The organism is Myxococcales bacterium, from assembly GCA_016712525.1.
Lineage (GTDB): Bacteria > Myxococcota_A > Polyangia > Polyangiales > Polyangiaceae > JAAFHV01.
Genome location: JADJQX010000007.1, coordinates 984152 through 1006047 on the forward strand (window position 1 = coordinate 984152; position 21896 = coordinate 1006047).

A 21896-nucleotide genomic window follows, 5' to 3' on the forward strand; every position below is an offset into this window, starting at 1 on the left:
GCGCCGCCCTGGAACTCGCGCGTTGACGCGACCGCGTGGGGTGCCCTATCTGGTTCAAATCGCCCGGAAAACCAAGGTCCGGCGGCTTGACCCATGAAAGAGCTTTTTCAACGCACCCTCGAGCGCCTCGTGCGCTTCTCCGAGCGAAGGTTCTACGCCGTCCTTCTTTTGGCGGTCGTGTTCGCCGCGGCCTGCCTCGGCTACGCGAAGACGACGCTCCAGGTCCGAAGCGACTTCACCGAGCTCTTGCCGAAGGACAGCCCCGGCCTCAAGGCCTACGAGCACCAGCTCGGCCGTGTCGGCGGTGGTGCGTCGTTCATCTTCGTCGTCGAGTCGCCCGACAGAGCCGCCAACGAGCGTTTCATCGACGACGTCTCGGCGCGCCTCGACGCCGACGTCAAGAAGCACAAGGCCTGCGAGGCGGCGTGCAACGGCGACGACGGGTGCCGTCGCGCGTGCGGGGTGAACCTCGTCCAATACTTCGAGAACGGAACGAAGGAGGTCCAGACCTTCTACCGCTCCCACAAGTGGCTCTTCGCCACCAAGAAGGACCTCGAGGACGCCGACAGCACCGTCGACCGCCAGGTGGCCCTCCGAACGGGCCTCGTCGAGAACCTCCTCGACGAAGACGACGCCGGCGCCCCGCGGGACGGGGGAGCCGGAAAACCGAGCGTTTCCCCCGTTCCGCAGGTCGCCAAGGCCGCGCCGAAGGGAGACGCCGGCGCTCTAGCCGCTGCCCCGCCCGCGCCCGGTGACGGTGGCGCGCCCGTCGACGGCGGGGCCCCGAAGAGCGAGAAGAAGTCGGCCCTCGGCCTCGACGAGATGAACGACCGCTGGGAAGCCTCGGCGAAGAAACACGACGACTTCCCGACGGGATACTTCGCGAGCCAAGACGGCAAGACCCTCGTCCTCCGCATCATCACGAGCGCGCAGGGCATGGGCGAGACGAGCGGCGATGCCTTCACCGTGAAGATGAAGGCCCTCGTCGATGGCCTCCGCGCCGACGACGCCAAGGCCGAAAAGAAGCGCTACGACCCGCAGATGGTGGTCGGCTTCGCGGGCGACATCCCGAACGCCAAGGCCGAAAAGGAGTCCATCGTCGACGAGGCCATCTGGGCCACGGTCGCCGCGCTCGTGTGCGTCGCGCTCGGCATCGTCGTCTATTTCCGCTCGATCGTGTCGCTGTTCGTCGTGCTGCTCCCGGTCGCGGTCGGCATCGGCGCTGCCTACGCGTTCGCCACGTTCCACTTCGGCTACGTGAACACGGCGGGGGCGTTCCTCGGGGCCATCATCGTCGGCAACGGCATCAACTACCCGATCGTGCTGCTCGCGCGGTACCGCGAGTTCAAAAAGCGCATGCCCCCCTCGGTCGCGCGGCTCGAGGCGGTGAAGAACGCCTTCCGGGCCGAGCTCGTCGGCGCGAGCGTCGCGGGCATCGCGTACGGCTCGCTCACCATCACGGCCTTCCGCGGCTTCAGCCAGTTCGGCGCGATCGGCATTCTCGGGATGTTCTTCGTGTGGGCCTCCATCGTGCCGATCGTCCCGGCGCTGGTCGTCGCGATCGAGAAGGTCTACCCGAAGTTCCTGTCGCCTCCGCTCGAGGTCGCGCTCACGGAGGACGAGGTCGCGAAGCTCCCCGCGAAGACCCACGGGCTCATCGTCCGCGGGCTCGCGTGGGTGACGCGTAAGTTCCCGAAATCGCTCGTGATCGTGTCGATCGGTGTGACGCTCTTCGCGGCCTCGAAGCTGCCGCACTACCTCCGCGATCCGTGGGAGTACAACTTCCACAACCTCGGCTCGCGCGGCTCCAAGGCGGCCGGCGGGGGTGGGGCGGGGGAGTGGAGCACCAAGGCCGATCAGGTCTTCCAGGGAAAGACCGACATCTCCGGCGCGCGCATCATGGCCGACAACGCCGAGCAAGTGCCCGAGGTCAAGGCGAAGATCTTGGCGAACGACGCCGCCGATCCGAAAGGCGCGCTCATCCAGACGATCGTGACGATCGACGACTTTCTGCCGGGAACGCTCGACGAGCAGAAGGAGAAGCTCGCGATCTTGGATCGTATTCGCGACCACCTCACGCCCAAGGTCATGGAGAGCCTCACACCGGACGAGCGCAAGCGCGTCGAAGAGATGATGCCCCCCGAGGACCTCGCCCCCGTCGAGCGCAAGGACGTACCCCCGCTCATTCGCCGCCGCTTCGAGGAGCTGAACGGCACCGTAGGCACGCTCTTCTACATCCAATACAAGCCCAACACGTCCTGGAGTGACGGCCACACCGTGCTCCGCATCGCGAAGGCGTCGGACAACATCCGGCTCGACAGCGGCGTCGTGGTGCAGACCGCTTCACGGCCGACGATTTACGCCGAGATGATCCGGTCCCTCGAGCACGACGGGCCGCTCGCTACGGTCGCGTCGTTCCTGGCCGTCATCGTCGTCGTCGTGCTCGCGACGCACCAGCTCCGCGGGGCTGCGTCCGTGCTGCTCGCGCTGCTCATGGGCGTCGTATGCACGATGGGGCTCGCTGCACATCTGGACGTGAAGCTGAACTTCTTGAACTTCGTCGCCCTCCCGATCACCTTCGGCATCGGGTGCGAGTACCCGTTCAACATCTTCGATCGCACGCGCCTCTTGGGCGGAGCCGTCGACAAGGCCGTGCTGAGGTCGGGCGGCGCCGTCGTGCTCTGCTCGTACACCACGATCATCGGCTACGGGTCGCTGCTCATCTCGGACAACCAAGCCCTCCAGTCGTTCGGGTACCTGGCGGTCGCCGGCGAGATCGCCTGCATCGTCATGGCGATGCTGTTCTTGCCGGCGCTCCTCCACCTCATCCTCGCGAAGACCCCGATCGACGCGAAGGTCGAGGCGAAGGCCGACCTCGAGCACTAAAGGGCGGTCGGCCTCAGGTCGCCGTCACGTCGAGCGTGCTCGTGCGCGCCCCGACGTGCTCGTCCGCGATGGCCTCGGCGAAGGCGATGGCCTCGAGCAGCGCGGGGTCGACCGACGGTCGCCTCAGGGTGCGCTCGAGCCACTTCCCGGCCTTGTTGGTGCCGAGCCGCACGCGCTGCTCGAGCGCGGTGCCCGTCGACGTCTGGAGCCTCCACGTGACCACGTCGGCGTCCGCCGTCCGACCGCGCTGACCACCGCTCGCGAGCTCGCGCACGGTGCTGCCCTTCAGCGTCTCGGCCCCGCGGCGCGCGTGCACCGTGACCTCGGCGAGGGTCGAGGGAGCGACCCCCTCCGGCCGTGGCACCGCCACGATCTCGAACGTCACGTCCGCCCCGTCCGGGCGCACGTAGCGCACGGCGCCTCCCGCCCGGTACGAGCGAATCCCGAGGCGGCTCCCGAGCCACCCCACGAGGAGGGCGGCCTCGGAGCCCACGAGCGCTCCCGGATCCGACGCCTGCGCCACGACCACGCGCTCGACGTGGGCCGCGAACGGCGTGTGCTCGGCCTGATCGAAGAACCTCGCCAAGAGGTCTTGCCACGCCTCGATGCGCGTCCACGCGAGGTCGGCGATGTGGGCCGCGGGGTGCGTGCCGGCGAACGAGGCGAGGCCGACGAGGTTCGCGACCGAGGTGTACTCCGAGTCGATGATGACGCGGTCGGCGCGCTCCGCGATCTGCTCGAACACCGCGTCGTGCGCGTGGAGGCGCCCGAGCCAGACGAGGACGATGGGTACGTCCGGTGCGAGTAAAGCTTCGAGAATACTCGGGATTCTGAAGCACATCGGGCCCTTGGCGGTCAGCGAGATGCGTTCGGTGAACGCGTTCTTGTCGACCTCGACCGACGTCGCGTGCCCCTCGAGCGCGCCCTCGCGGGAGCCCGGGTCGAGGCCCACGACGATCGCGCGCGCGAGCAGCGTCGGCGCGACGTCGTCGACCACCTGCGTGTACCGCGAGGCGAGATCGAACGACTCGGCCACCACGACGAGGTTCATGGAAAGTACACGCGTCCCCGCGCCACGGTTCTCCCCGAACGTGCGCAGCTCGCGCTCGATGGCGGCGAGGATCGGCCCGGCGTTCACGGTCGCCTCCAGCGCCGGCCGTCGCGGGCGAGGAGATCGTCGGCCTGGTCAGGCCCCCACGAGCCCGACGTATAGACGGGAGGCGGAGCGTTCGCTTCGGCGTGCCACGCGTCGAACACGCGGTCGATGAAGGCCCACTGCTCTTCGACCTCGTCGTGGCGCGTGAAGAGCGTCGCGTCGCCGCGCATCGCGTCGAGGAGGAGCCGCTCGTAGGCCTCGGGCGTGTTCGAGCCGAACGCGGCGCCGTAGCGAAAGTCCATCGCCACGTCGCGCAGGATGGTGTGCTGACCGGGCTCCTTCGTGATGAAGCGGAGCGCGATGCCTTCGTCGGGCTGGATCCGGAGGGCGAGCACGTTGGGGGTCACGCCGCCGTCCGGCGCGCGGAACAGGTTGTGGGGCACCTTCTTGAACTGGATGGCGACCTCGGTCACGCGCCGCGCGAGCCTCTTTCCGGCCCGAACGTAGAAGGGCACGCCGCCCCAGCGCCAGTTGTCGACGAACATGCGCATCGCGACGAACGTCTCGATGCGCGACGTGGGGGACACGTCCGGCTCCTCGCGGTAGGCCGGCACCTCGTCCCCGCGCACGACGCCCCGGCCGTACTGACCACGGACCACGTTCTCTTGCACGAGCGAGCGCTCCATGGGGCGGAGCGAGCGGAGCACCTTCACCTTCTCGTCGCGCACGGCGTCCGCCGCGAGCGAGATCGGTGGCTCCATGGCCGTGAGGCAGAAGAGCTGCATCAGGTGGTTCTCGACGATGTCCTTGGTGACGCCCGTCTCTTCGTAGAACTTCCCGCGGCCCTCGACGCCGATCTCCTCGGCCACGGTGATCTGCACGTGATCGACGTGCTCGCGGTTCCACACCGGTTCGAAGAGGCTGTTCGCGAAGCGGAAGACGAGCAGGTTCTGCACCGTCTCCTTGCCGAGGTAGTGGTCGATGCGGAACACCTGCGACTCGTCGAACGCGGAGGCGAAGACCTGGTTCAGGGCCCGCGCGCTCTCGAGGTCCTGGCCGAAGGGCTTCTCGACGACGACGCGGGTGATCGGCCTCCCCGCTCCGGGAGCCTCGATGAGCTTCGCCTCGCGGAGGTGCGACACGATCTGACCGAACTCGGACGGAGGTACGGCGAGGTAGTAGAGCCGGTTTCGGGTGCCTCGGTCGGCCTCGAGCGCCTCGAGCTGGGCGCGCAGGGCCGCGTAGGTCTCGGGTTTGTCGAACGCCCCGCGGACGTAGTGGATGCCGCGCTCGAAGTCGTCCCAGACGGCCTCGTCGATGGGCTTGCGCCGGGAGAAGGCCGACACGCCGTCCTTCATTTCCTTGCGAAACTGCTCTTCCGACTTGTCGCGCCTCGCGACGCCAACGACCGCGAAGCCGCCGGGGAGCGTCCGGCTCAGGGACAAGTTGTAGAGCGCAGGCAAGAGCTTGCGCTTCGTGAGGTCGCCCGAGGCCCCGAAGATGACGACGGCGAACGGGGCCGCGGTACGGTCCTCGGAGAGCCCACGCCGGAGCGGGTTCTGCATGGTGTCAGGCCTTCTTGACGGCGTGACCGCCGAACTCGTTGCGCAGCGCCGCGAGGACGCGCATGGCGAAGGAGCTCTCTTGCCGCGACGTGAACCGGGCGAAGAGCGACGCGGCGATCGTGGGGACGGGGACCGCCAACGCGATGGCCTCGTTCACTGTCCAACGGCCCTCGCCCGAGTCGTTCACGTAGGCCTTGAGCCCCTCGAGCTTCGGGTCCTTCTTGAACGCGTTCTCGGCGAGCTCGAGGAGCCACGACCGCACGACGCTGCCTCGGTTCCAGATGCCCGAGAGGCGCCCGAGGTCGTAGCCGTAGTCGCTCGCGGCGAGCAGCTCGAAGCCCTCGGCGTAGGCCTGCATCATCGCGTACTCGATGCCATTGTGGACCATCTTGGCGAAGTGCCCGGCGCCCGCCTTCCCGAGGTAGGCGAGGCCCTCTTCGGGCGCGAGCGTCCGCAGCGCGGGCTCGATGTGGTCGTAGGCGGACCGGTCCCCGCCGACCATGAGGCAGTACCCGTTCTGAAGGCCCCAGACGCCGCCCGAGGTGCCGGCGTCGAGGAACCTCATGCCCTTCTCCTCCAAGAAGGCCGATCGCCGGATGGATTCGCGGAAGTTCGAGTTGCCGCCGTCGATGACGATGTCGCCCTTGGAGAGCAGGCCCGCGAGCTCGACGATGGTCGCCTCGGTCGGATCCCCCGCGGGGACCATCACCCATACGGCGCGGGGCCCCGAGAGCTTGCCCACGAGCTCCGCGAGCGACGACGCGCCCTTTGCGCCTTCGGCGACCACGGCGGCCACGGCGTCCGCGGAGCGATCGAACGCGACCACCTCGTGCCCGCCCCGGAGGAGCCTCCGGACCATGTTCCCGCCCATCTTTCCGAGCCCGACGAGTGCGATTTGCATGTGGTTTCTCTCTTGTGAGTGAATGTGGGCCGCTGGCCCGTGGCCGATTCGCGCGGGGCGAGCATATCTCGCACCTCGCGCAGGAGGTGCGCTCCACGTGTGAAAAAAGACGCAACCTCTTCCCGCGGGTTGTCATCGCACCTTACGTGGGCGAAAAAATTAGCACCAAACCGTACGAGAACCCCCTCCAGTCCATCCCCGCCGACGCTCCGTCCGAGCCCAAGCGCCCGAAGCCCCGAGGCTTTGCGGCCATGGACCCGGCGAAAGTCAGCGAGATCGCCCGCAAGGGCGGAAAAGCGGCCCACGCGGCCGGAACGGCGCACGAGTTTACCCCCGAAGAGGCCCGCGTCGCGGGAAAGAAGGGGGGGCTCGCGCCGCACTCGCGCCGGGGCACCCAAAAGGCCCCGCCGAGCGAGAAGCCCGGGCCGGGAATTTGACCTGATTTCCCTGGCTACGTAGGGTGTGGCATGTCCGGACTCCCCCCGGTGCGTGTCATGCACCCGCACATCGAGCTCAAGGCCGAGGACGGCGCCCCGTTCGTGCGAGGGACCCGCATCGCCGTGCGGCGCCTCTATGCGTGGCACAAGGGTGGCACCTCCGTCGAAACGCTGCTCCGCAGGTACCCGACGCTCGGGCCCGCGAGGCTCTTCGACGCCCTCGCCTTTGCGTACGACAACTTGGACCTCGTCGAAGCGGACCTCGCCCGCGAGCGCTCGCTCCTCGCCGAGACCGACCCGGACCGCCCCCCGGCCCCGATGAAACAAGCGAAGCTGCCTTTCTAGGGAGCTCGCTCGTGTCGCGGGGCCGGAAAACTTTTGTGCCCGCGAGCCGTCTCAGGCCCTCTACCGTTTTCGAGAGGCCCCATGACGACCGCCCCGACGAGCACCCCCGAGCCCACCCCTTCGTCCCTCGAGGTGGCGCCCGTCTTGGGCCGTCGCTCGAAAATGTTCGGTGTTTTCGCGGTGTTGGGGGCCCTCTTGGGAGGAGCCGCCGGGGTGCGGCTCGCCGATCGCGCCTCTCATCCGTCGGCCAAAGCGTCGGCCGAGCTCTCCGCCGAGGTGCTCGCGGTGAAGCGGGCATCGGCCGACAAGTCCTCCGGGCTGACCGTCGTCGAGCCGGGCCAATCCGCGCGAACCGTCGACGCGAGCGGACCTTTGGCGAAGGGCAGCGTCGTTCGGACGGACGCACGCACCCGCGCGCGCTTGCGGCTCTCGGACGGCTCGGAGCTCGTGCTCGACAGATCCTCGGAGCTCGCGATCGAGGGGGGGCCCCGGTCGGTGCGCCTCACCGAGGGCAGCGTGCTCGTCGAGGCCGCCCACGTCGAAGGCGCGCCGCCGCTCCGTCTCCTCGGTCCTCACGGGACGGTCTCGGTCATCGGGACGCGGCTCGTCCTCACCTCCACGGCGGAGCGAGCGAACGTCGAGGTGCTCCGCGGTGAGGTCGACGTCGACGCGCCGATGGGGCGTTCGAAGGTCCTCGCCGGTCAAGAGGCCGTGCTCGTCAAAGGACAGCGCCCCGAGGTCGTCCCAGCCACCGACATGGCCCGACGCTCGGCCTTCGGTGAAGCGTTCCTTACGCACAACGAGGACACCGAAGGCGACGTGGCGGGCCTCGGAGAGCTTCGGGCCAAGAAGCCCGGAAAGACCGAGGAGAAAGATCGCGCGGTACGGCTCGCGCGGCACGACGTGAAGGTCCGCGTGGCCGGCGCCGTCGCCCGAACCGAGATCGAAGAGGTCTTCACGAACGACACCGACGACGAGCTCGAGGGGCTCTATCGCTTTCCTTTGCCCCCGAGCGCACAGATCGAGAAGCTCGCGCTCGACGTCGACGGCAAGCTCGTCGACGGGGAGTTCGTGGACGCGTCGCGCGCACAGGCCATCTGGCGCGGGGTCATCCACAACGCGGCTCCCACGGCCCCGAAGCCTCGCGAGGAGTGGGTGTGGGTGCCCGGGCCTTGGCGGGACCCGGCTCTCCTCGAGTGGAAACGCGGTGGCCGCTTCGAGCTCAAAATCTTCCCGATCCCGAAGCGCGGCTCGCGGCGGGTCGTGATCGCGTACACCGAAGCGGTCGCGCCGTCGTCCGGCGTGCGGCGGTACACCTATCCGCTCCCCCACGGCACGGCGAGCGACATGCCTCCCTTCGCCATGCACGTCGACGCGAAGGTCGTCGGGTTCGAAGGGGCCGACGGCGTGCGCGCCCGAGGCTACGAGCTGACACGCGGGGGTGGAGCGACCGAGGTCACGCTCACCATGGATGACGCGGCGTTCCGGCCGTCGGGGGATCTGGTCTTGGAGTACACGACCGCCGACAAGGCGAGCCCCATGTCGTCGTACGCGTTTCGGAGCCCGGCCCACGACGGCAAGCCGGGGGACACTTACGCGGCCTTCGCGTTGCGACCCTCCCTGCCCAAGTGGAGCGACGTGAGGCCACGCGATCAGGTCGTCGTCATCGACTCCGGGCGCGCGATGTTCGGGGAGAGGTTCTTGCGCGCGCGCCGGCTGGCCGTGCAGATGATCCAGGAGATGGACCGCCGCGATCGGGTCACGGTGCTCGCGTGCGATCTGCGCTGCAAACCGCTCGCGTCGGGGTTCGTCGGGCCAGGGGCGGCGGCCGCTCACGACGTCGACGCGTTCCTCTCGGCCATCACCCCCGACGGCGCGTCCGATCTCGTGGGCGCCGTGGGCGCAGCGGCGCGGGTCGACGGCCACGACGGGGCCCGGGATCTCCGCGTGACCGTCCTCTCCACGGGGAACGCGACCGCTGGGCACAAGGCGCTCTCACGCGTGGCCGCGGAGGTGCGCGACCGGATCGGCGCGGGAGCGCACACGCAGGTGTCGGCCGTGCCCATCGGCGGAGACTCCGACACGGCGTTTCTGTCCGAGCTGACGAAGGGCGGCGGCGGGGTCGTCGTGCCGTACCAACCGGGCGAGACCCTCGCGTCGGCGGCTCTCGCCGTGCTGAACGCGTCGTACGGGACCGTGCTGCGCGATCCGGTGCTCGTGCTCCCCGAAGGGCTCGTCGAGGCCGCGCCGGCCGTGTTGCCTCCGCTCCGCGCGGGGGGCGAGGCGCTCTTGGCGGCGAAGATGCTCCGTGAGCGGGTCGACGGGGACGTGATCCTCCGGGGGACGGTGGGAGGAGAGCCCTTCGAGCAGAAGATCCCTGTCTCTCTCGTGGCGACGGACGCCCCGGGAAATGCATTCGTTCCGAGGGTTTACGCTCAGTACCGCATCGCGGATCGGGAGCTTCAGCCCGGCGACGCCGCGCGCGCCGAGGCCGTCGACCTGTCGAAGCGTTTCGCCGTGCCGAGCCGCTTCACGTCGCTCCTCGTCCTCGAGAGCGAGGCCATGTTCCAGGCCTTCGGCGTCGGTCGAACGAAGCGCACCGAGGCGAGCTTCACAGGCGACGACGTCGCGCGAGGGGACGTGGCGCAGCCTCTCGCCCGCGAGTCCGACAAAGACGAATCCGGGCTCGGCGGCGCCCTCGCCCTCGCGGACAGCGAGCCGTCGTCGAAGGCGAAGGAGAGCCGAGCGGCCGCGCCCGCCGCGCGCCCTGCGCCTACCCAGGCCGCGCAAGAGGTCGCTCCGCAAGGGGGCTCCGGCGTGGGTCGCCCACGAGGTCCGGTCCCCTTCGAGCCCGAGAAGAAGGCGGCCGCGCCGCGCGACGACTGGGGCGGGGGCTTCGGGCGTCGTGGCGGTGGGGAGTGGATGAGGCGGGTCTGGCGGCGCGTGGCCGTGGTCCACGAGGGCGCGGGCAGCCCCGTCCCGGCCGAGAAGGTGTCGGCGGCGAGGGCAGCGCTCGCCGCGGCGCCCGACGAACGCAACCGCCATCGTGAGCTCGCGAAGCTCCTCGCCCAGACGAACGACCTCGACGAGCTCGATGCCGTGCTCACCAAGTGGAACGAGCGCGATCCGCTGGACGCCGACGCGATCGCCTGGAGGGCCGATCTCGTCGCTCGCCGCGGCGATCGCGCGGGAGCCATGCGCATCCTCACGGGCGCGCTCTCCTCGCCCACGCTCTCCTCGAAAGACGCGGCGAAGCTCGCGCGTGCCTCGGCCGAAGCCTACGAGCGCACGGGGGACCTCGCCTCGGCGTGTGCCCTCCGGGTCACGGTCTCCGATCTCCTCCCCGAGGACGTCGACGCGGCCGGCCGAGCCATGCGCTGCGAGGAAGCCAACGGTCGGCCTAAATCATCGGAACGAATTAGGATTCCGTTCGCCGTGAAGCCACGGGAGGGAGCGCTCGCCTCCGTGCTCACGCGCCTCGCTCAGGAAAAGAACGAGCCGCCGCACGGAGACGTCGTCGTGAGCGCCACGTGGGAAGGAGGCGAGGACCTCGACCTCGCCATCGTGGACCCGAGCGGTGGTCGAGCCTCGGTCGTGACGCGTCTTCCGGGGCTCCACGTGGCGGACGCCACCGCGCGTGGGCACGAGGAGCTCGGGCTCGCGAACCCGAAGGCCGGCGCGTTCGTCGTCGAGGTCACGCGGTCTGCACGTGGCAGCACGCGCCCCGCTTCGGGCACCGTCAAGGTCACCTCGTCGGGTGTCACGAAGACCGTTCCGTTCACGCTCACGGGCGATCGGGTCGTCGTGGGGCGCGTCGAGGCCCACTACGAGGAGACCCTCGTGTCCGAGAGCGGTGACCGCAGCGTTCCTCCCCCGGGCCTTCGCCCCTTCGACGCGCAGGCGGCCCGGACCGCCCTCGCGGCGGTGTCGGTCGAGTCCTGCGGTCGGCCAGGTGGGCCGACGGGCGCGGGCCACGTGTCGGTCACCTTCGGTCCGACCGGCTTCGTGACGTCGGCCGTGGTCGACGGAGGCCCGTTCAACGCGACGCCCACGGGCGCATGCATCGCCGCGCGCTTCCGGGCCGTTAGAATCCCCCCGTACGCAGGGGCGGTCGTCTCCGTGGGGCGCACGTTCGTGCTTCGTTCCCACGACCCGATCGTCCCGTTTTGAGCAGGTCCGGGGCGCCGGCTCGCCTTCGTTCGCGTTAGTAGGAGCAGGTCGAGAGGGCGATGACGGCGGCGACCCTCGCCCTCACCACCTCGAACTCGCGGAGGGCGAGCGAGATCTCGGCCTGGCGCAAGGTCGTCGCGGCCGCCACGAGCTCGAGGCTCGTCCCGCGACCTTCTTGGTAGGCCGTACGGACGAGGCGGTCGGTCTCTTTGGCGAGATCCCGGGCCTTCTCGGCGACGAGGCGGCTCTGGTTCGTCACGTCGACTGCGCGCCTCGCTTGCGTGACCTCGATCGTGGCCGTCCGCTTCACTTGCTCGAGGCGCTGGGCCGCGCGCGCGATCTCGACGTCGGCCGTGCGCATGTTGGCGTAGCGAGCACCGCCATCCCAGATGGGGATCTGGAGCACCCCTTGAATGTTCCACGTCGTGTTCGGGGCCGCCCCCGTGTCGATGCTCGTCGTCGCGAGCGTGCTCTGGAAGGTCACGGTGGGGAGGTACTGCCGTTTGACGTCGCCCGTGCCCCTCTCGGCCACGGCGATCTGGGCCGCCGCGGAGGCGACGTCTGGACGATTCTCGAGTTTTTCCGAAGGTTTGCACGTTGCCATCGCCGCCTGTTCGAGGCCATCGATGCGCACGTTGGGGGCGACGCCCACGGCCTCCGGGATGCCGAGCGCGAGCCCGAGGGCCTCGCGGCTCTGACGGAGCGACTCGTCTCCCGTGACGAGGCTCGCGCGGGCGGTCTCGACGTCTTGTTTGGCGCGGACCACGTCGAGGCCGGTGGCAGCGCCGAGCTGCGCGCGCCGCTCGGTGAGCTCGAGGCGCTCGAGGGCGTTGCGGAGCCCGACGCGGTTGAGCTCGGAGATGCGTTCGGCCGTGACGACGGCGACGAGGCCGTTGGCCACGCGGAGCGCGATCTGGCGTTTCACGTCGGCGACGTTGAGCTGAGCGACCTCCTCCTGCTTTTTCGCCGTTCCGAGGGCGTACCACGGGCGGGTGGCGATGACCGGAGCGACGAGCGAGAGGTTGGCGTTGGCCGCCTGAGGGAAGGGGACCTCTACCTCTCGGAAGACCGGACGCGTCGTCCCGTCGGGGTTCTGCGCGACTCCCGCGACCTGGCTCGACGTGTTGGTGATGAGCTGCCGTGTCAGCGAGCCGGTCGCGTTCAGGCTGGGGAGCGCGCCAGCGAGGGCTTGGCGCCACTGGGCCTCGGCGCGTTGGATCTCGACCTCCGCGGTTCGCAGCTCCGTCGACCGCGACTTGATGAAGGTGAGCGCCTCCTCCCACCGCTGGATTCTCCGGGCGGGGAGGGGCACGGGGGTGAGCATCGGGTCGCTCACCTCGGGCATCTTGGCCGGCCCTTCGGGGCCCGTTCGCGGGGGCGGGGCCTCGTCGGCACGAGCGCTGGTCGTTGCGGAGGAGGCCACGGCGAGCGTGGCGGCGAGCGTGGCGAGGGCGATAACGCGCATCGGCCTCCGTGGTTAGCACGAGCGCGCGCCCCACCGAAGGGATGCGTCAGGTCGCGTATCGGCCGTCGCCTCGGACGATCGACAGCTCGGCGCGGAGCTCGGCGAAGCACCCGCGCATCTCGGCTACCCGCACTCGAAACGGCGCGGCGACCTCGGCGTGGGTCAGCGGGACCTCGTCGACGAAGACGATCGCGTAGGCGATCGCCGCGGCGATCGTGTCGACCGAGCTCGCGTGGCTCGCCGAGAACCGAGCTCGGGTCGCGTCCACCGCGAGGTCGAGCGCGCGGTCGCGTTGGTCCCCGGTGAGCGGGAGATGCGAGAGACCGCGCCTCAGGGCTCGCTCGATGGCAGGCCGCGTGGCTCCGGCCGGCGGAGCACGACGGCTCTTCGGTGCGTGCTCCCGAAGGAGCGGACGGAACGCGGGGACCTCGGGCCGCTTGGCCCCTCCCTCGAGGCCGGCCTCCACCCAGGTCGCGAGGGCGCGAAGCTCCCGAGAAGGTTTGCCGGCCGATCGTCGCAGCACGCGCGCGGCGTCTTTCCAGCGGCCCACGCGGCCGAGGGCGTGCGCGTACGACGCGACCACGAGCACGTCGGTCTTGGCCCACTGGTACGCTCTCCCGAGCCACACGACGGCCGCGTCGGGGGTGTGCAGCGCGACGTCGAGCAGATGTCCCAGGTTGTGGGCGTAGGAGGCGTTCTTCGGAGACAGCTCGAGGGCCCGCTCGTACGCGCGCCGCGCGAACCGGAAGTTCTCGAGGAGCGATTGCGTGAGCCCGAGGGCCGCCCACGCTCGGTGGTTTTCGGGGTGGGAGCGAACGACCCTCCGCGCGTAGAGCGCCGCCCGCCAAGGGTCGACCTCTGCGAGCAGCTCGGCGAGGAGCTGATGGGCGAACGCGGCGTCGTCGCTCGAGGGTGGAGACACCCGCGAGAGCTCGTGCAGGAGGGGGAGGAGCCCGCGTGGGTCGAGCGAAACCCTGAGGGCCGCCTCGACGCGACGGCGGAGCCGCTGGAGGCGATCCGAAGCGCTCTTGTGTCCGGCGACCTTCATGGCTCGATTTGGTGTAGCGAGAACCCGACGGTCGCGCAAACACGAGCCGCACGCGGCCTGGTGCGCTCGGCCCGCGCCAGGGGGGCGAGCGGGTCGCGCGCCGCGGTGCTCTTCTACGATTCGGCTATCGAATCGCGATGATCCGTTGTTCGACGAGCTCGGACAGGATGCGGAGCGCGTCGAGCTCCGGCATGCCGCTCACGTCGACGATTTCTTCCAGGTTCGACATGCCGTCGACGTGCGAGAGGATGAAGCCCGCCCGATGATCGATGGTGAGCCAGCGGAGCTGCTCCCTCGCGATCGCGAGGACCGGCACGCGGTCGAGAGAGCCGAGCTTCGCCGTGTAGGCTGCGCGCAACGCAGCTCGTGAGCGCTCGATGCACTCGCGTGCGTCGGAGTGATCGGGGTCGCGCGACAGGAGCTCCTCGGCGATCTCCATCGCGCCGGTGTAGTCGCCCATCGAGAACCGGTCGTCCATCTCGACCGCGCTCGGTCCGGAGCGTCGCTTGGGGGCCTCGTTCTCCTTCGGAGCGGGTCGGGGCTCCGCCACCGCCTCGACACCGAACGCGGGGGTCACGATGCTCGACGGCGACGGTGCGCGCGGCGACGGTGGCTCCTCGGAGAACACCGGCAACGGCCCGCTCGCGAGAGCCACGGGGGAGGTCGGTGGAGGCTCGGGGATTTGGGGCTGGCTCGGCGGGGGGGCCGTCGGCGCGCCCGTCTTGCCACGCGGATCTTCCCCGCTGGCGGAAGGAGGGGCGGGCTCGGGCTCCTCGACGAGGTCGAAGTCTTCCCACGCGAGGTCGACCTCTTCCTCTTCCTTCGGCCTCGGTGGGCGCACCGACACCGGAGGCTTCGGAATGACCGACGGGGCCTTGAGCCCGAGCCCCTTGTCCTCGCGTTCGAGCGCCGCCCAGACGGAACGGGCGTCGACGACGGCCGTGGCGTCGGGGTCGAGATCGGCCCCGGACAGGTCTTCCAGGATCGGCTTTTTCGAGTTGTCGCTCACGCGAGGACCGAGGGTTAAATGTGCAAGGATTTCAGGTCTTTGCGACCACGCCCTTGAACATGCGGTGGGTGCGCATGAGGCCCTCGAGTTGCTCCTTCACGGCCGCGGCGTCGCGTTTCTCGATCGCTTGACGAGCCTTCGCGACGATGCCCTTGGCCTTCTCGATGGCGTCTCGGCCGAAGTCGCTCGACGCGACGACCTGCTGGACCTGCGGGAAGAGCTCCTCGATTTGCGCGATCGTCTTCTCGGCTTCTTGCTTCGCGCTTTCGAACTCCTCCGAGGTGCGGCGGTCGACGAGCTCGTCCTTGGCGTTGTCGATCATCGCCTTGATCTCGTCGCGGGTGAGGCCGCTCGTCGCGGTCACCTGGATCGACTGCTCGAGGCCGGTCTCGAGATCCTTCGCGCGGACGGACACGATGCCGTCGGCGTTGATCTCGAAGGTCACCTCGATCTCGACCGTGCCCTTGGGAGCCCTTCGAAGCCCCGTCAGGATGAACTCTCCGAGGAGCTCGTTGTCCTCGGCCTTGGTCGAGTCGCCCTGCATGACGAGGATCTTCACGGCCGTCTGGTTGTCGCGGCTCGTCGTGAAGATCTTCTGGCGCTGCGTCGGCACGGTGGTGTTGGCCGGGATGAGCTCCTCGAAGTAGTTGCCGAACGTCATGATGCCGAGCGCGTGCGGCGTCACGTCGAGCAGGATCATCTCCTGCTTGTCGTCTACGAGCGCCGCGCCCTGGATGGCCGCGCCGAGCGCCACGACCTCGTCCGGGTGCACGCCCTTCGAGGGCTCACGCTCGAAGAATTTGGCGACGGCCTGCTGGATCTTGGGCATGCGGGTCATGCCGCCGACGAGCAAGATCTCCTCGACCTCGTCCTTCTCGAGGCGTGCATCCTCGAGGGTTTGCCTGCAGATGTCGACCGTCCGGGCGATGAGATCGTCGGCGAGCTCCTCGAGCACCTGGCGGGTGAGCGTGCGCTGGAGGTGAAGGGCCTCGTTGCGGCTCGAGGTGATGATGAAGGGGAGGTTCACCTCGGCTTCGTTCACGCTCGACAGCTCGCACTTGGCCTTCTCGGCGGCGTCCTTGAGACGCTGGAGAGCCATCCGATCTTGACGAAGGTCGATGTCGTGCTCGTCCTTGAAGCCCTGCACGAGCCAGTCGATGACGCGCGCGTCGACGTCCTCGCCTCCGAGGAAGGTATCTCCCGCGGTCGCGATGACCTTGAAGACGCCGTTCCCCGCGATCTCCAGGATCGAGATGTCGAACGTGCCGCCGCCGAAGTCGTACACGGCCACCGTCTTCTCGACGTTTCGCCCGTAGCCGTACGAGAGGGCCGCGGACGTGGGCTCGTTGATGATGCGGATGACCTCGAGGCCCGCGATCTCGCCTGCGTCCTTCGTGGCTTGCCGCTGGTTGTCGTTGAAGTACGCGGGGACCGTGATGACCGCCTTGGAGACGGGCTCCCCGAGGTAGTCCTCGGCGATGACCTTCATCTCCTGGAGGATCATGGCCGACACCTCGGGGACGCTGAACTCCTTGTCGCGGAGGACGATGCGCACGTCGTTGTGCGGGCCCTCGACGACCTTGTAGCTCGACGTGGCGACGGCGTTTTTGACCTGGGGCGACGTCCACTTGCGCCCGATGAGGCGCTTGGCCGCGTAGACCGTGTTCTCGGCGTTCGTGATGGCCTGCCGCTTCGCGATGTGGCCCACGAGCCGCTTTCCGGCCTCGGTGACCGCCACCATCGACGGCGTCGTCTTGTAACCGCCACGGTTCGGGATGACGACCGGGTTGCCGTTCTCCACGATGGCCACGCACGAGTTGGTCGTGCCGAGGTCGATACCGATCACTTTGTCCATGCGGCACTCTCTCCCAAGTTTCCGATCCGCCCCCAAGCATGCCTCATGTGGGCGAAGGGTGATCACTTTTCCGATCGGTCGGCGTGGAAAACCCGCCTGCCACCCTCAGGTGGGCCTCAGGTGGGCTTCGGTAGGCGCTTCAGGAGCTCCGAGACGACCGTGCTCTTCGGGTCGACACGGGCGGCGTTCTCGAGCTCGCGTTTCGCCGCGAGGACGAGGTTCGCGGCCAAGTAGATGTTGGCCAACGTGACGCGGTACTTCGTGGTCTGAGGGGCCACCGAGATGGCGTGCTGGGCGAGCCGAGCGGCCTCGTGGAGGTCTCCTTTGGCGGCGAGCAGGCATCGGGCGGCGGCGTCTGCGGGCACGGCGTCCGTCGGTCGGAGTTGGCTCACCTTCGACCAGGACCGCGCGGCCTCGGCGAAACGCTCGCTGCGCTCTTCGTATTGGGCCGCCTTGAGGTAGGTCTCGATCAGGACCGAGGCCGCGCGCGCCTCGGTCTGCTCGAAGAGCTCCTTCAGCGCGGAATCGCCCTCCTCGAACGAGACCGCCATGCGCAGCGCGTTGGCAGCCGCCACGGGATCGTTGTTGGAGAGGGCGGCGCGGCCGAGATCGGCGTACTTCTGAGCCTGGGCCTTCTGCGCGGCTTTCAGCCGATCCTCGTACATTCTCCGCAGGGTGTCCCGGTTCTCTTCGACCGAGCGAGACCGTGCGGCGCTCTGGGCCTCGGGGGCCGCTCGAGCGACGTCCGGGCGCGAGCCAGGGGCCGGGGGGACCGCGGGACGGCCGAGCCTTCGGGCGAGGGCCTCGCGGCGGGCCTTGAGCTCGAGGTCTTGGGTGGAGGGGGAGGGAGCTCGTTCGGCGGCCATGGCCGCGGCGGCCTCGGCGGCGGCGCGTGCCTGAGCCTCGACCTGCTCTTTGGCGAGGCGGATTTCTTCTTGGGCGCGGGCGAGCTGCGCTTCGAGGGCGCGTGTGTTGACGACGTCGCCGAGGTAGGCGTCGTAGTCGGCCTTGGCTTGTTTGTCGGTGAGGGTGTCGTGGGCGCTCGTGATGCGCGCGAACACGACCTCCATCTTCGACTTGAAGCTACCGAGCTTCTTTCGGAAGAACCTGTCGGGGTGGAGCTTCGCGGCGAGGTCGTAGTACGCGCGTTTGATGGATTTTTTGTCGGCTTCGCGTGTGAGCCCGAGCAGCGTGTAGTGGTCGAGGTCGTCGAGGTCGTAGAAGAGGTCGAGCACCTGGCGGCGATGGTCCCGCTCGAGGTCGACGTCCGGTTCGTCGAGCTCCTCTTCGGGATAGCGCTGCGAACGTCCGGCCGTCGACGCGTTGGCCTTGTGGGTCACGTCGGGGGCGGAGGCTGCGGGCGGGGGGGGGGGGACGTTCGGAGGGGGCGCGGCCGGATCGATGAGATCGACCGCCCCGAGGCCCTTCAGCTTCTCGACGGAAGCCGACACGCTGAACTCGGGCAAGCCGGTCATTTGCGCGATCGCGTGGACGGGGGTCACGCCGTCGATACGCGTCAGCACGAAGCCGTCGGTCGGGTCGAGGGGGAGCGTGCGGACGTCGACCCCGGCGCGCACGCGGGGAACCAAGGTTGCCACGGACGGATGCCTCCAGAACGTAAGGTTAGAGCAGTGGGTCGGATTCACGAACCATTTGCGCGGCTTTTTTTCCCGCCCGGCGAGCACCCCCGACCACGAGGTGCTCCCCGGGTAGCGGCTCCGCCCACGAGAAGCTCCCGAGTCTCTCCCGAAATCGTGGGCGATATCAATGCCTTTGCGGGCTCGTCCGGAACCTGTCGTGCATCCACGGCCAGTGTTCGGGGCTCTCGAGGATGCGACGGGTGAGCTCGGCGTTGATGCGACGGCAAAGCTCGACTTCGGCGCCCGGCCCGGCGCGAAGGTCGTCCGTCGGGACGGGCGTCACTCGGATGACCCCGCCGACGAACGAGCCGACCACCACACGGGCGCCCGAGCGGAGGGCGATTCGCGCCGGTCCGACGGCCGTCGGCGCCTCGTGGCCGAGGATCTCGACCGGCACCGAGGGCACTCGGGACGCGAGGTCCATCGGAGCCCCGAGGACCTCGCCCCGCCGGAGGGTGCGGACGATGCGCACGGCGGCGCCGGGCGAGCCTCGGAAAATGGCGCGCACACCGTGCCTCTCGCGGAGGCGGACGAGCACGCTCGTGAGGCGAGGATCGTAGGCCTCGCGGGCGAGCGTCACGAGCGGGCACCCTGCCTCGACGAAGGACGCGGCGACCCGCTCCCAGGGCCCGAGGTGCCCCGACGCGAGCACCACACCGCGCCCTTCGCGCCTCGCATGATCGAGCACCTCGAGCGATCCGGCCTCGAAGGGGAGGCTCGGGGAGAGGCGAGCTTTTCCATACAGATCGACGGTGTCCCCGAGGTTCTCCCCGAGGGTCCGGAAGGTCTGCGCCACGAGCGCGTCGGCCTCCCTTGCAGGCATGCCGGGCAGCGCGCGAGCCACGTTGGCCCGGGCCTTGTTCCGTTCCCCGCGCAGCACGGCGTGGCAGAGGGCGCCGAGCGCGCGCCCGAGCCGCACCAGAAAGGCCCGCGGCAGGGGCCCGAGGAGGGCGAGCAGGCACCGCGCCGCGCCGAAGAGGATCGCGTTCTTGAGGGACTGACCGAAGGTCCACGCGCCCCCTTGGCGCACGTCATGTCGGTCGTCACGCTCCACGCGTTTTGGCTACGCCAGGCGGGGCACCCCCGCAAGCAGCTGCGGTGGGGTGACAAAATGCTTATTCATTTCGGAAGCTTGCCCGCGGGTACCGGGGCGGCGCGATCGAGCACCACGCCGTCGGGGCACGTGCCACACGACGTGCGCACACGGTCGCGCGCGTCCCTCACGCGCCCCTCGGCGTCTTTGCAGACTCCGTCGTGCCCGTCGACGTCGCAGAGCTCGCCGGCCGCGCGGTCCATCGCCCCGAGGGCCCGGCAGGCGGCCCGGCAGTCGGGGCCGGCTTGATCGAGCTCGACGCCGAGAGAATAGAAAGCGCGGATCCGCTCGGACCTCCCTGGCCCTTGGACACCGGGGGCCGGTGAGGGGGGTGGAGCCTGCGGCTGAGCCTGGACGGGGCTCGCGGCGCCGGCTTGTTTCGAGGGGGAGTCCGGGGCGTACTCGCTCGCGGCGGACGGAGCTTGGGCGGACTCTGCCGGCTTCGAGCTCGCCCCACCACAAGCTGCGCACGTGAGGGCGGCAGCGAGCCCGAATGCACCGCGTGTTCTCATCGAGCTCCTCCGTCGAGCGAAGCGTTGACCACGGCCTCCTGGATCTTCACGGCCTCGTCGAGCCGACGAATGGCGCGCTCTCGTGCGGCCTTGGCCTCGTCGTTTTTCCCCGCATCCTGGAACGACGCCGCACGTGCCTTCTCGACGAGGCCCTCGACCTCGAGCAAATGCCCGCGGAAGAAGGTCGGCCCTTCGGCGTGCACGAGGCCCTCACGCACCGACACCATGGCGCCGTCCGTGTTGCCAGCGCGTAGCTCGAGCTCCGCGCGCCTCGCGAAGGCGTCCGCGAGCACCTCCTCGACCTCGGGCACCCTCCGCTCGGGGTGCGGGCGCGCGGCCGACGTAAGACGAGTCATGGCGCCGATCGCTCCCGGGAGATCGCCCTCGTCCTCGCGGATGCCGGCCTGGTGGTGAAGGGCGCGGGCCTCCGACAAGTACGCCATGGTCTCGACGTCGAACGCCGCGTCGTCGCGTGGGGTGCTCCGTCCGCAGGCGACGGCCAACGCCAAGGCGAGCGCGACGAGCGCACCGGCGAAAAGAAGGGCGGCGCGGCTCATCGAACCCCCCATCGCGCGAAGCGGTTCTCACGAAGATCGCTCGATCGGGCCAACGCGATACGGTCGATGCGCGCCGACGCTTGCCCTTGGGCGAAGGGCTCTCGGAAGAGCTCCTGCGTCGATCGCGACTGGGCGAGCCGGGTAGGGGCCTGGCTCCCGCGGTCGCCTCCGAGGACCAGGACGATGGCCGCCGCGGCAGCCAGGGCGAACGACGCCGCGCCGAAGGCGACCCGGATGACACGCCCCGACCTCGCGCTCGGAGCCTTGCCGAGGGCCCTTGCCGCGATGCGGGCGTTCTCCTCGTCCGAGAGGGGATACTTCTCCGGCGCGTGGGCGAGGCGGACCGCTCGCAAGAAGGTCGCGTCGTCGCTCGTCGAGGCACCTTCGAGGGCGCGGGCGAGCGCGTCGGCCTCGCGGAGCTCGTCTTCGGTCGGGGGCGCGTCGAGGTCGAGAGCTCCCTCGTTCGCGGCCGCGTCGTCGTGGGCGTCAGCCATGGCTCCTGTCCTTCGTCGGGCTCTCGGTCTTGCCGGGAGATGATGTCGCACTTTCGTCCAAAGGGGGAGCGCCGAGCGCCTTCTTCAGCGCTGCCGTCGCCCGATGGAGCAACACGTCGAACGTCGCGGGAGTGACCCCCATCCGCGCCGCCACCTCCTCGCGCGGGACCTCGTCGAGCACCCGGAGGCGAATCGCCTCGGCGTACCGCGGGTTGATGGCACCGAGGGCCGCGTGGAGCTTGCGTTTGACGACCTCGCGGTCGTGCGTGTCCGAGACCTTCTGGTCGAGCGGGGTGCTCGTCGCGGTGGCGTCCACCTCGCGCTGCACGTCGTCGGCGTCCCACACCACGAGCCGCTTTCGGGCGCGGAGAGCGTCCAACGCGACGCGCAGTGCGACGACCCTAAGCCATGGAAAGAACCCGACATTTTGCCACTCGAAGGAGCCGATTTTGGCGACGACCTTCTCGTAGGTTTCGGCGAGCGCGTCGTGGGCCGCCGCCTCGGAGCCGAGGCGAGGGAGCAAGACCGACCGGTAGAGGAGGGGACCATAGAGGCGGAGGAGCTCGCCGAGCGCGCCCTTGTCTCCGGCTTGGGCGCGAGCGACGAGGGCGCGGTCGCGCTCCCGTTCTTTCTCTCGCTCGGCCTCGTCGTAGGTCGCCACGGAGGCGAGCGTAGTGGACCTCGTACGCCTTGGGACATTTCGTAGCACCGCCCCCGGGCAGACCGAGCCCCAGCGACCAGGTGCCGCAGCTTTCCAGGGGAAGGGGGGGATCGGGAGGGAGAGCGCGGTCACGGAGGGAGAACGCAAGCCGAGGGCGGCCCT

At 69.4% G+C, this 21896-nt stretch carries 17 protein-coding genes; 4 read left to right on the top strand and 13 right to left on the bottom strand.

The features are described from left to right. Window positions 1-93 precede the first annotated feature (93 nt). Window positions 94-2886, top strand: coding sequence for an MMPL family transporter (locus IPK71_21380; GenBank protein ID MBK8216292.1), 2793 nt, complete (start codon window positions 94-96; stop codon window positions 2884-2886). A 13-nt stretch (window positions 2887-2899) separates the two neighbouring features. On the opposite strand, the gene IPK71_21385 is transcribed toward IPK71_21380, so the two are convergent. Genes IPK71_21385 through gnd form a run of 3 tightly spaced genes read right to left on the bottom strand, consistent with a single transcriptional unit; the run spans window position 2900 to window position 6448 of the window. Continuing rightward, window positions 2900-4024: a glucose-6-phosphate dehydrogenase assembly protein OpcA gene (locus IPK71_21385; protein MBK8216293.1), complete on the bottom strand. Its 1125-nt coding sequence runs from the start codon at window positions 4022-4024 to the stop codon at window positions 2900-2902. After that, complete coding sequence (gene zwf, locus IPK71_21390) at window positions 4021-5547, bottom strand: glucose-6-phosphate dehydrogenase (GenBank protein ID MBK8216294.1); 1527 nt, start codon at window positions 5545-5547, stop codon at window positions 4021-4023. The genes IPK71_21385 and zwf overlap by 4 nt, the downstream gene beginning before the upstream one ends. A gap of 4 nt (window positions 5548-5551) precedes the next feature. After that, window positions 5552-6448, bottom strand: coding sequence for a decarboxylating 6-phosphogluconate dehydrogenase (gene gnd / locus IPK71_21395; GenBank protein MBK8216295.1), 897 nt, complete (start codon window positions 6446-6448; stop codon window positions 5552-5554). A 251-nt stretch (window positions 6449-6699) separates the two neighbouring features. On the opposite strand from gnd, the gene IPK71_21400 reads away from it, so the two are divergent. From IPK71_21400 to IPK71_21410, 3 genes are all read left to right on the top strand, one after another. Next, window positions 6700-6885: a stress-induced protein gene (locus IPK71_21400; GenBank protein MBK8216296.1), complete on the top strand. Its 186-nt coding sequence runs from the start codon at window positions 6700-6702 to the stop codon at window positions 6883-6885. Window positions 6886-6915: 30 nt separating this feature from the next. After that, on the top strand, window positions 6916-7230 hold the full coding sequence (locus tag IPK71_21405) for a DUF433 domain-containing protein (protein ID MBK8216297.1): 315 nt from the start codon (window positions 6916-6918) through the stop codon (window positions 7228-7230). Between the two features lie 81 nt (window positions 7231-7311). Further along, window positions 7312-11400, top strand: a complete 4089-nt coding sequence (locus IPK71_21410) for a FecR domain-containing protein (protein MBK8216298.1) — start codon at window positions 7312-7314, stop codon at window positions 11398-11400. Between the two features lie 34 nt (window positions 11401-11434). Here the strand turns inward: IPK71_21410 and IPK71_21415 are convergent, their stop codons facing one another. The 10 genes from IPK71_21415 to IPK71_21460 all read right to left on the bottom strand — a co-directional run bounded on the left by IPK71_21415 (window position 11435) and on the right by IPK71_21460 (window position 21734). Continuing rightward, the gene (locus tag IPK71_21415) at window positions 11435-12865 is read right to left on the bottom strand and encodes a TolC family protein (GenBank protein MBK8216299.1); all 1431 of its coding nucleotides are present in this window, start codon (window positions 12863-12865) and stop codon (window positions 11435-11437) included. A gap of 46 nt (window positions 12866-12911) precedes the next feature. Further along, on the bottom strand, window positions 12912-13913 hold the full coding sequence (locus IPK71_21420) for a hypothetical protein (protein ID MBK8216300.1): 1002 nt from the start codon (window positions 13911-13913) through the stop codon (window positions 12912-12914). 124 nt (window positions 13914-14037) lie between these two features. Next, complete coding sequence (locus tag IPK71_21425) at window positions 14038-14922, bottom strand: hypothetical protein (GenBank protein ID MBK8216301.1); 885 nt, start codon at window positions 14920-14922, stop codon at window positions 14038-14040. A 31-nt stretch (window positions 14923-14953) separates the two neighbouring features. Then, complete coding sequence (gene dnaK / locus IPK71_21430) at window positions 14954-16777, bottom strand: molecular chaperone DnaK (GenBank protein ID MBK8216302.1); 1824 nt, start codon at window positions 16775-16777, stop codon at window positions 14954-14956. A gap of 116 nt (window positions 16778-16893) precedes the next feature. Further along, window positions 16894-18375 (bottom strand): DnaJ domain-containing protein, encoded by a 1482-nt coding sequence (locus IPK71_21435; protein ID MBK8216303.1) that lies wholly within the window; start codon window positions 18373-18375, stop codon window positions 16894-16896. 166 nt (window positions 18376-18541) lie between these two features. Next, window positions 18542-19471 (bottom strand): hypothetical protein, encoded by a 930-nt coding sequence (locus IPK71_21440; GenBank protein MBK8216304.1) that lies wholly within the window; start codon window positions 19469-19471, stop codon window positions 18542-18544. A 65-nt stretch (window positions 19472-19536) separates the two neighbouring features. Next, window positions 19537-20022 carry a hypothetical protein gene (locus IPK71_21445; GenBank protein MBK8216305.1) on the bottom strand — a complete coding sequence of 162 codons (486 nt, stop codon included), beginning with the start codon at window positions 20020-20022 and terminating at the stop codon, window positions 19537-19539. Next, window positions 20019-20579, bottom strand: a complete 561-nt coding sequence (locus tag IPK71_21450) for a hypothetical protein (GenBank protein MBK8216306.1) — start codon at window positions 20577-20579, stop codon at window positions 20019-20021. Before IPK71_21450 ends, IPK71_21445 begins: the two co-directional genes overlap by 4 nt. Then, complete coding sequence (locus IPK71_21455) at window positions 20576-21073, bottom strand: hypothetical protein (protein MBK8216307.1); 498 nt, start codon at window positions 21071-21073, stop codon at window positions 20576-20578. Before IPK71_21455 ends, IPK71_21450 begins: the two co-directional genes overlap by 4 nt. Then, the gene (locus IPK71_21460) at window positions 21066-21734 is read right to left on the bottom strand and encodes a sigma-70 family RNA polymerase sigma factor (GenBank protein MBK8216308.1); all 669 of its coding nucleotides are present in this window, start codon (window positions 21732-21734) and stop codon (window positions 21066-21068) included. The genes IPK71_21455 and IPK71_21460 overlap by 8 nt, the downstream gene beginning before the upstream one ends. Between the last annotated feature and the right edge of the window lie 162 nt (window positions 21735-21896).

What these genes read in the sequence shown, in the direction of transcription:
- IPK71_21380 (MBK8216292.1), top strand. Translation starts at nt 94, where the DNA reads ATGAAAGAGCTTTTTCAACGCACCCTCGAGCGCCTCGTGCGCTTCTCC.
- zwf (MBK8216294.1), bottom strand. Translation starts at nt 5,547, where the DNA reads ATGCAGAACCCGCTCCGGCGTGGGCTCTCCGAGGACCGTACCGCGGCC.
- gnd (MBK8216295.1), bottom strand. Translation starts at nt 6,448, where the DNA reads ATGCAAATCGCACTCGTCGGGCTCGGAAAGATGGGCGGGAACATGGTC.
- IPK71_21400 (MBK8216296.1), top strand. Translation starts at nt 6,700, where the DNA reads ATGGACCCGGCGAAAGTCAGCGAGATCGCCCGCAAGGGCGGAAAAGCG.
- IPK71_21405 (MBK8216297.1), top strand. Translation starts at nt 6,916, where the DNA reads ATGTCCGGACTCCCCCCGGTGCGTGTCATGCACCCGCACATCGAGCTC.
- IPK71_21410 (MBK8216298.1), top strand. Translation starts at nt 7,312, where the DNA reads ATGACGACCGCCCCGACGAGCACCCCCGAGCCCACCCCTTCGTCCCTC.
- IPK71_21415 (MBK8216299.1), bottom strand. Translation starts at nt 12,865, where the DNA reads ATGCGCGTTATCGCCCTCGCCACGCTCGCCGCCACGCTCGCCGTGGCC.
- IPK71_21420 (MBK8216300.1), bottom strand. Translation starts at nt 13,913, where the DNA reads ATGAAGGTCGCCGGACACAAGAGCGCTTCGGATCGCCTCCAGCGGCTC.
- dnaK (MBK8216302.1), bottom strand. Translation starts at nt 16,777, where the DNA reads ATGGACAAAGTGATCGGTATCGACCTCGGCACGACCAACTCGTGCGTG.
- IPK71_21445 (MBK8216305.1), bottom strand. Translation starts at nt 20,022, where the DNA reads ATGAGAACACGCGGTGCATTCGGGCTCGCTGCCGCCCTCACGTGCGCA.
- IPK71_21450 (MBK8216306.1), bottom strand. Translation starts at nt 20,579, where the DNA reads ATGAGCCGCGCCGCCCTTCTTTTCGCCGGTGCGCTCGTCGCGCTCGCC.
- IPK71_21455 (MBK8216307.1), bottom strand. Translation starts at nt 21,073, where the DNA reads ATGGCTGACGCCCACGACGACGCGGCCGCGAACGAGGGAGCTCTCGAC.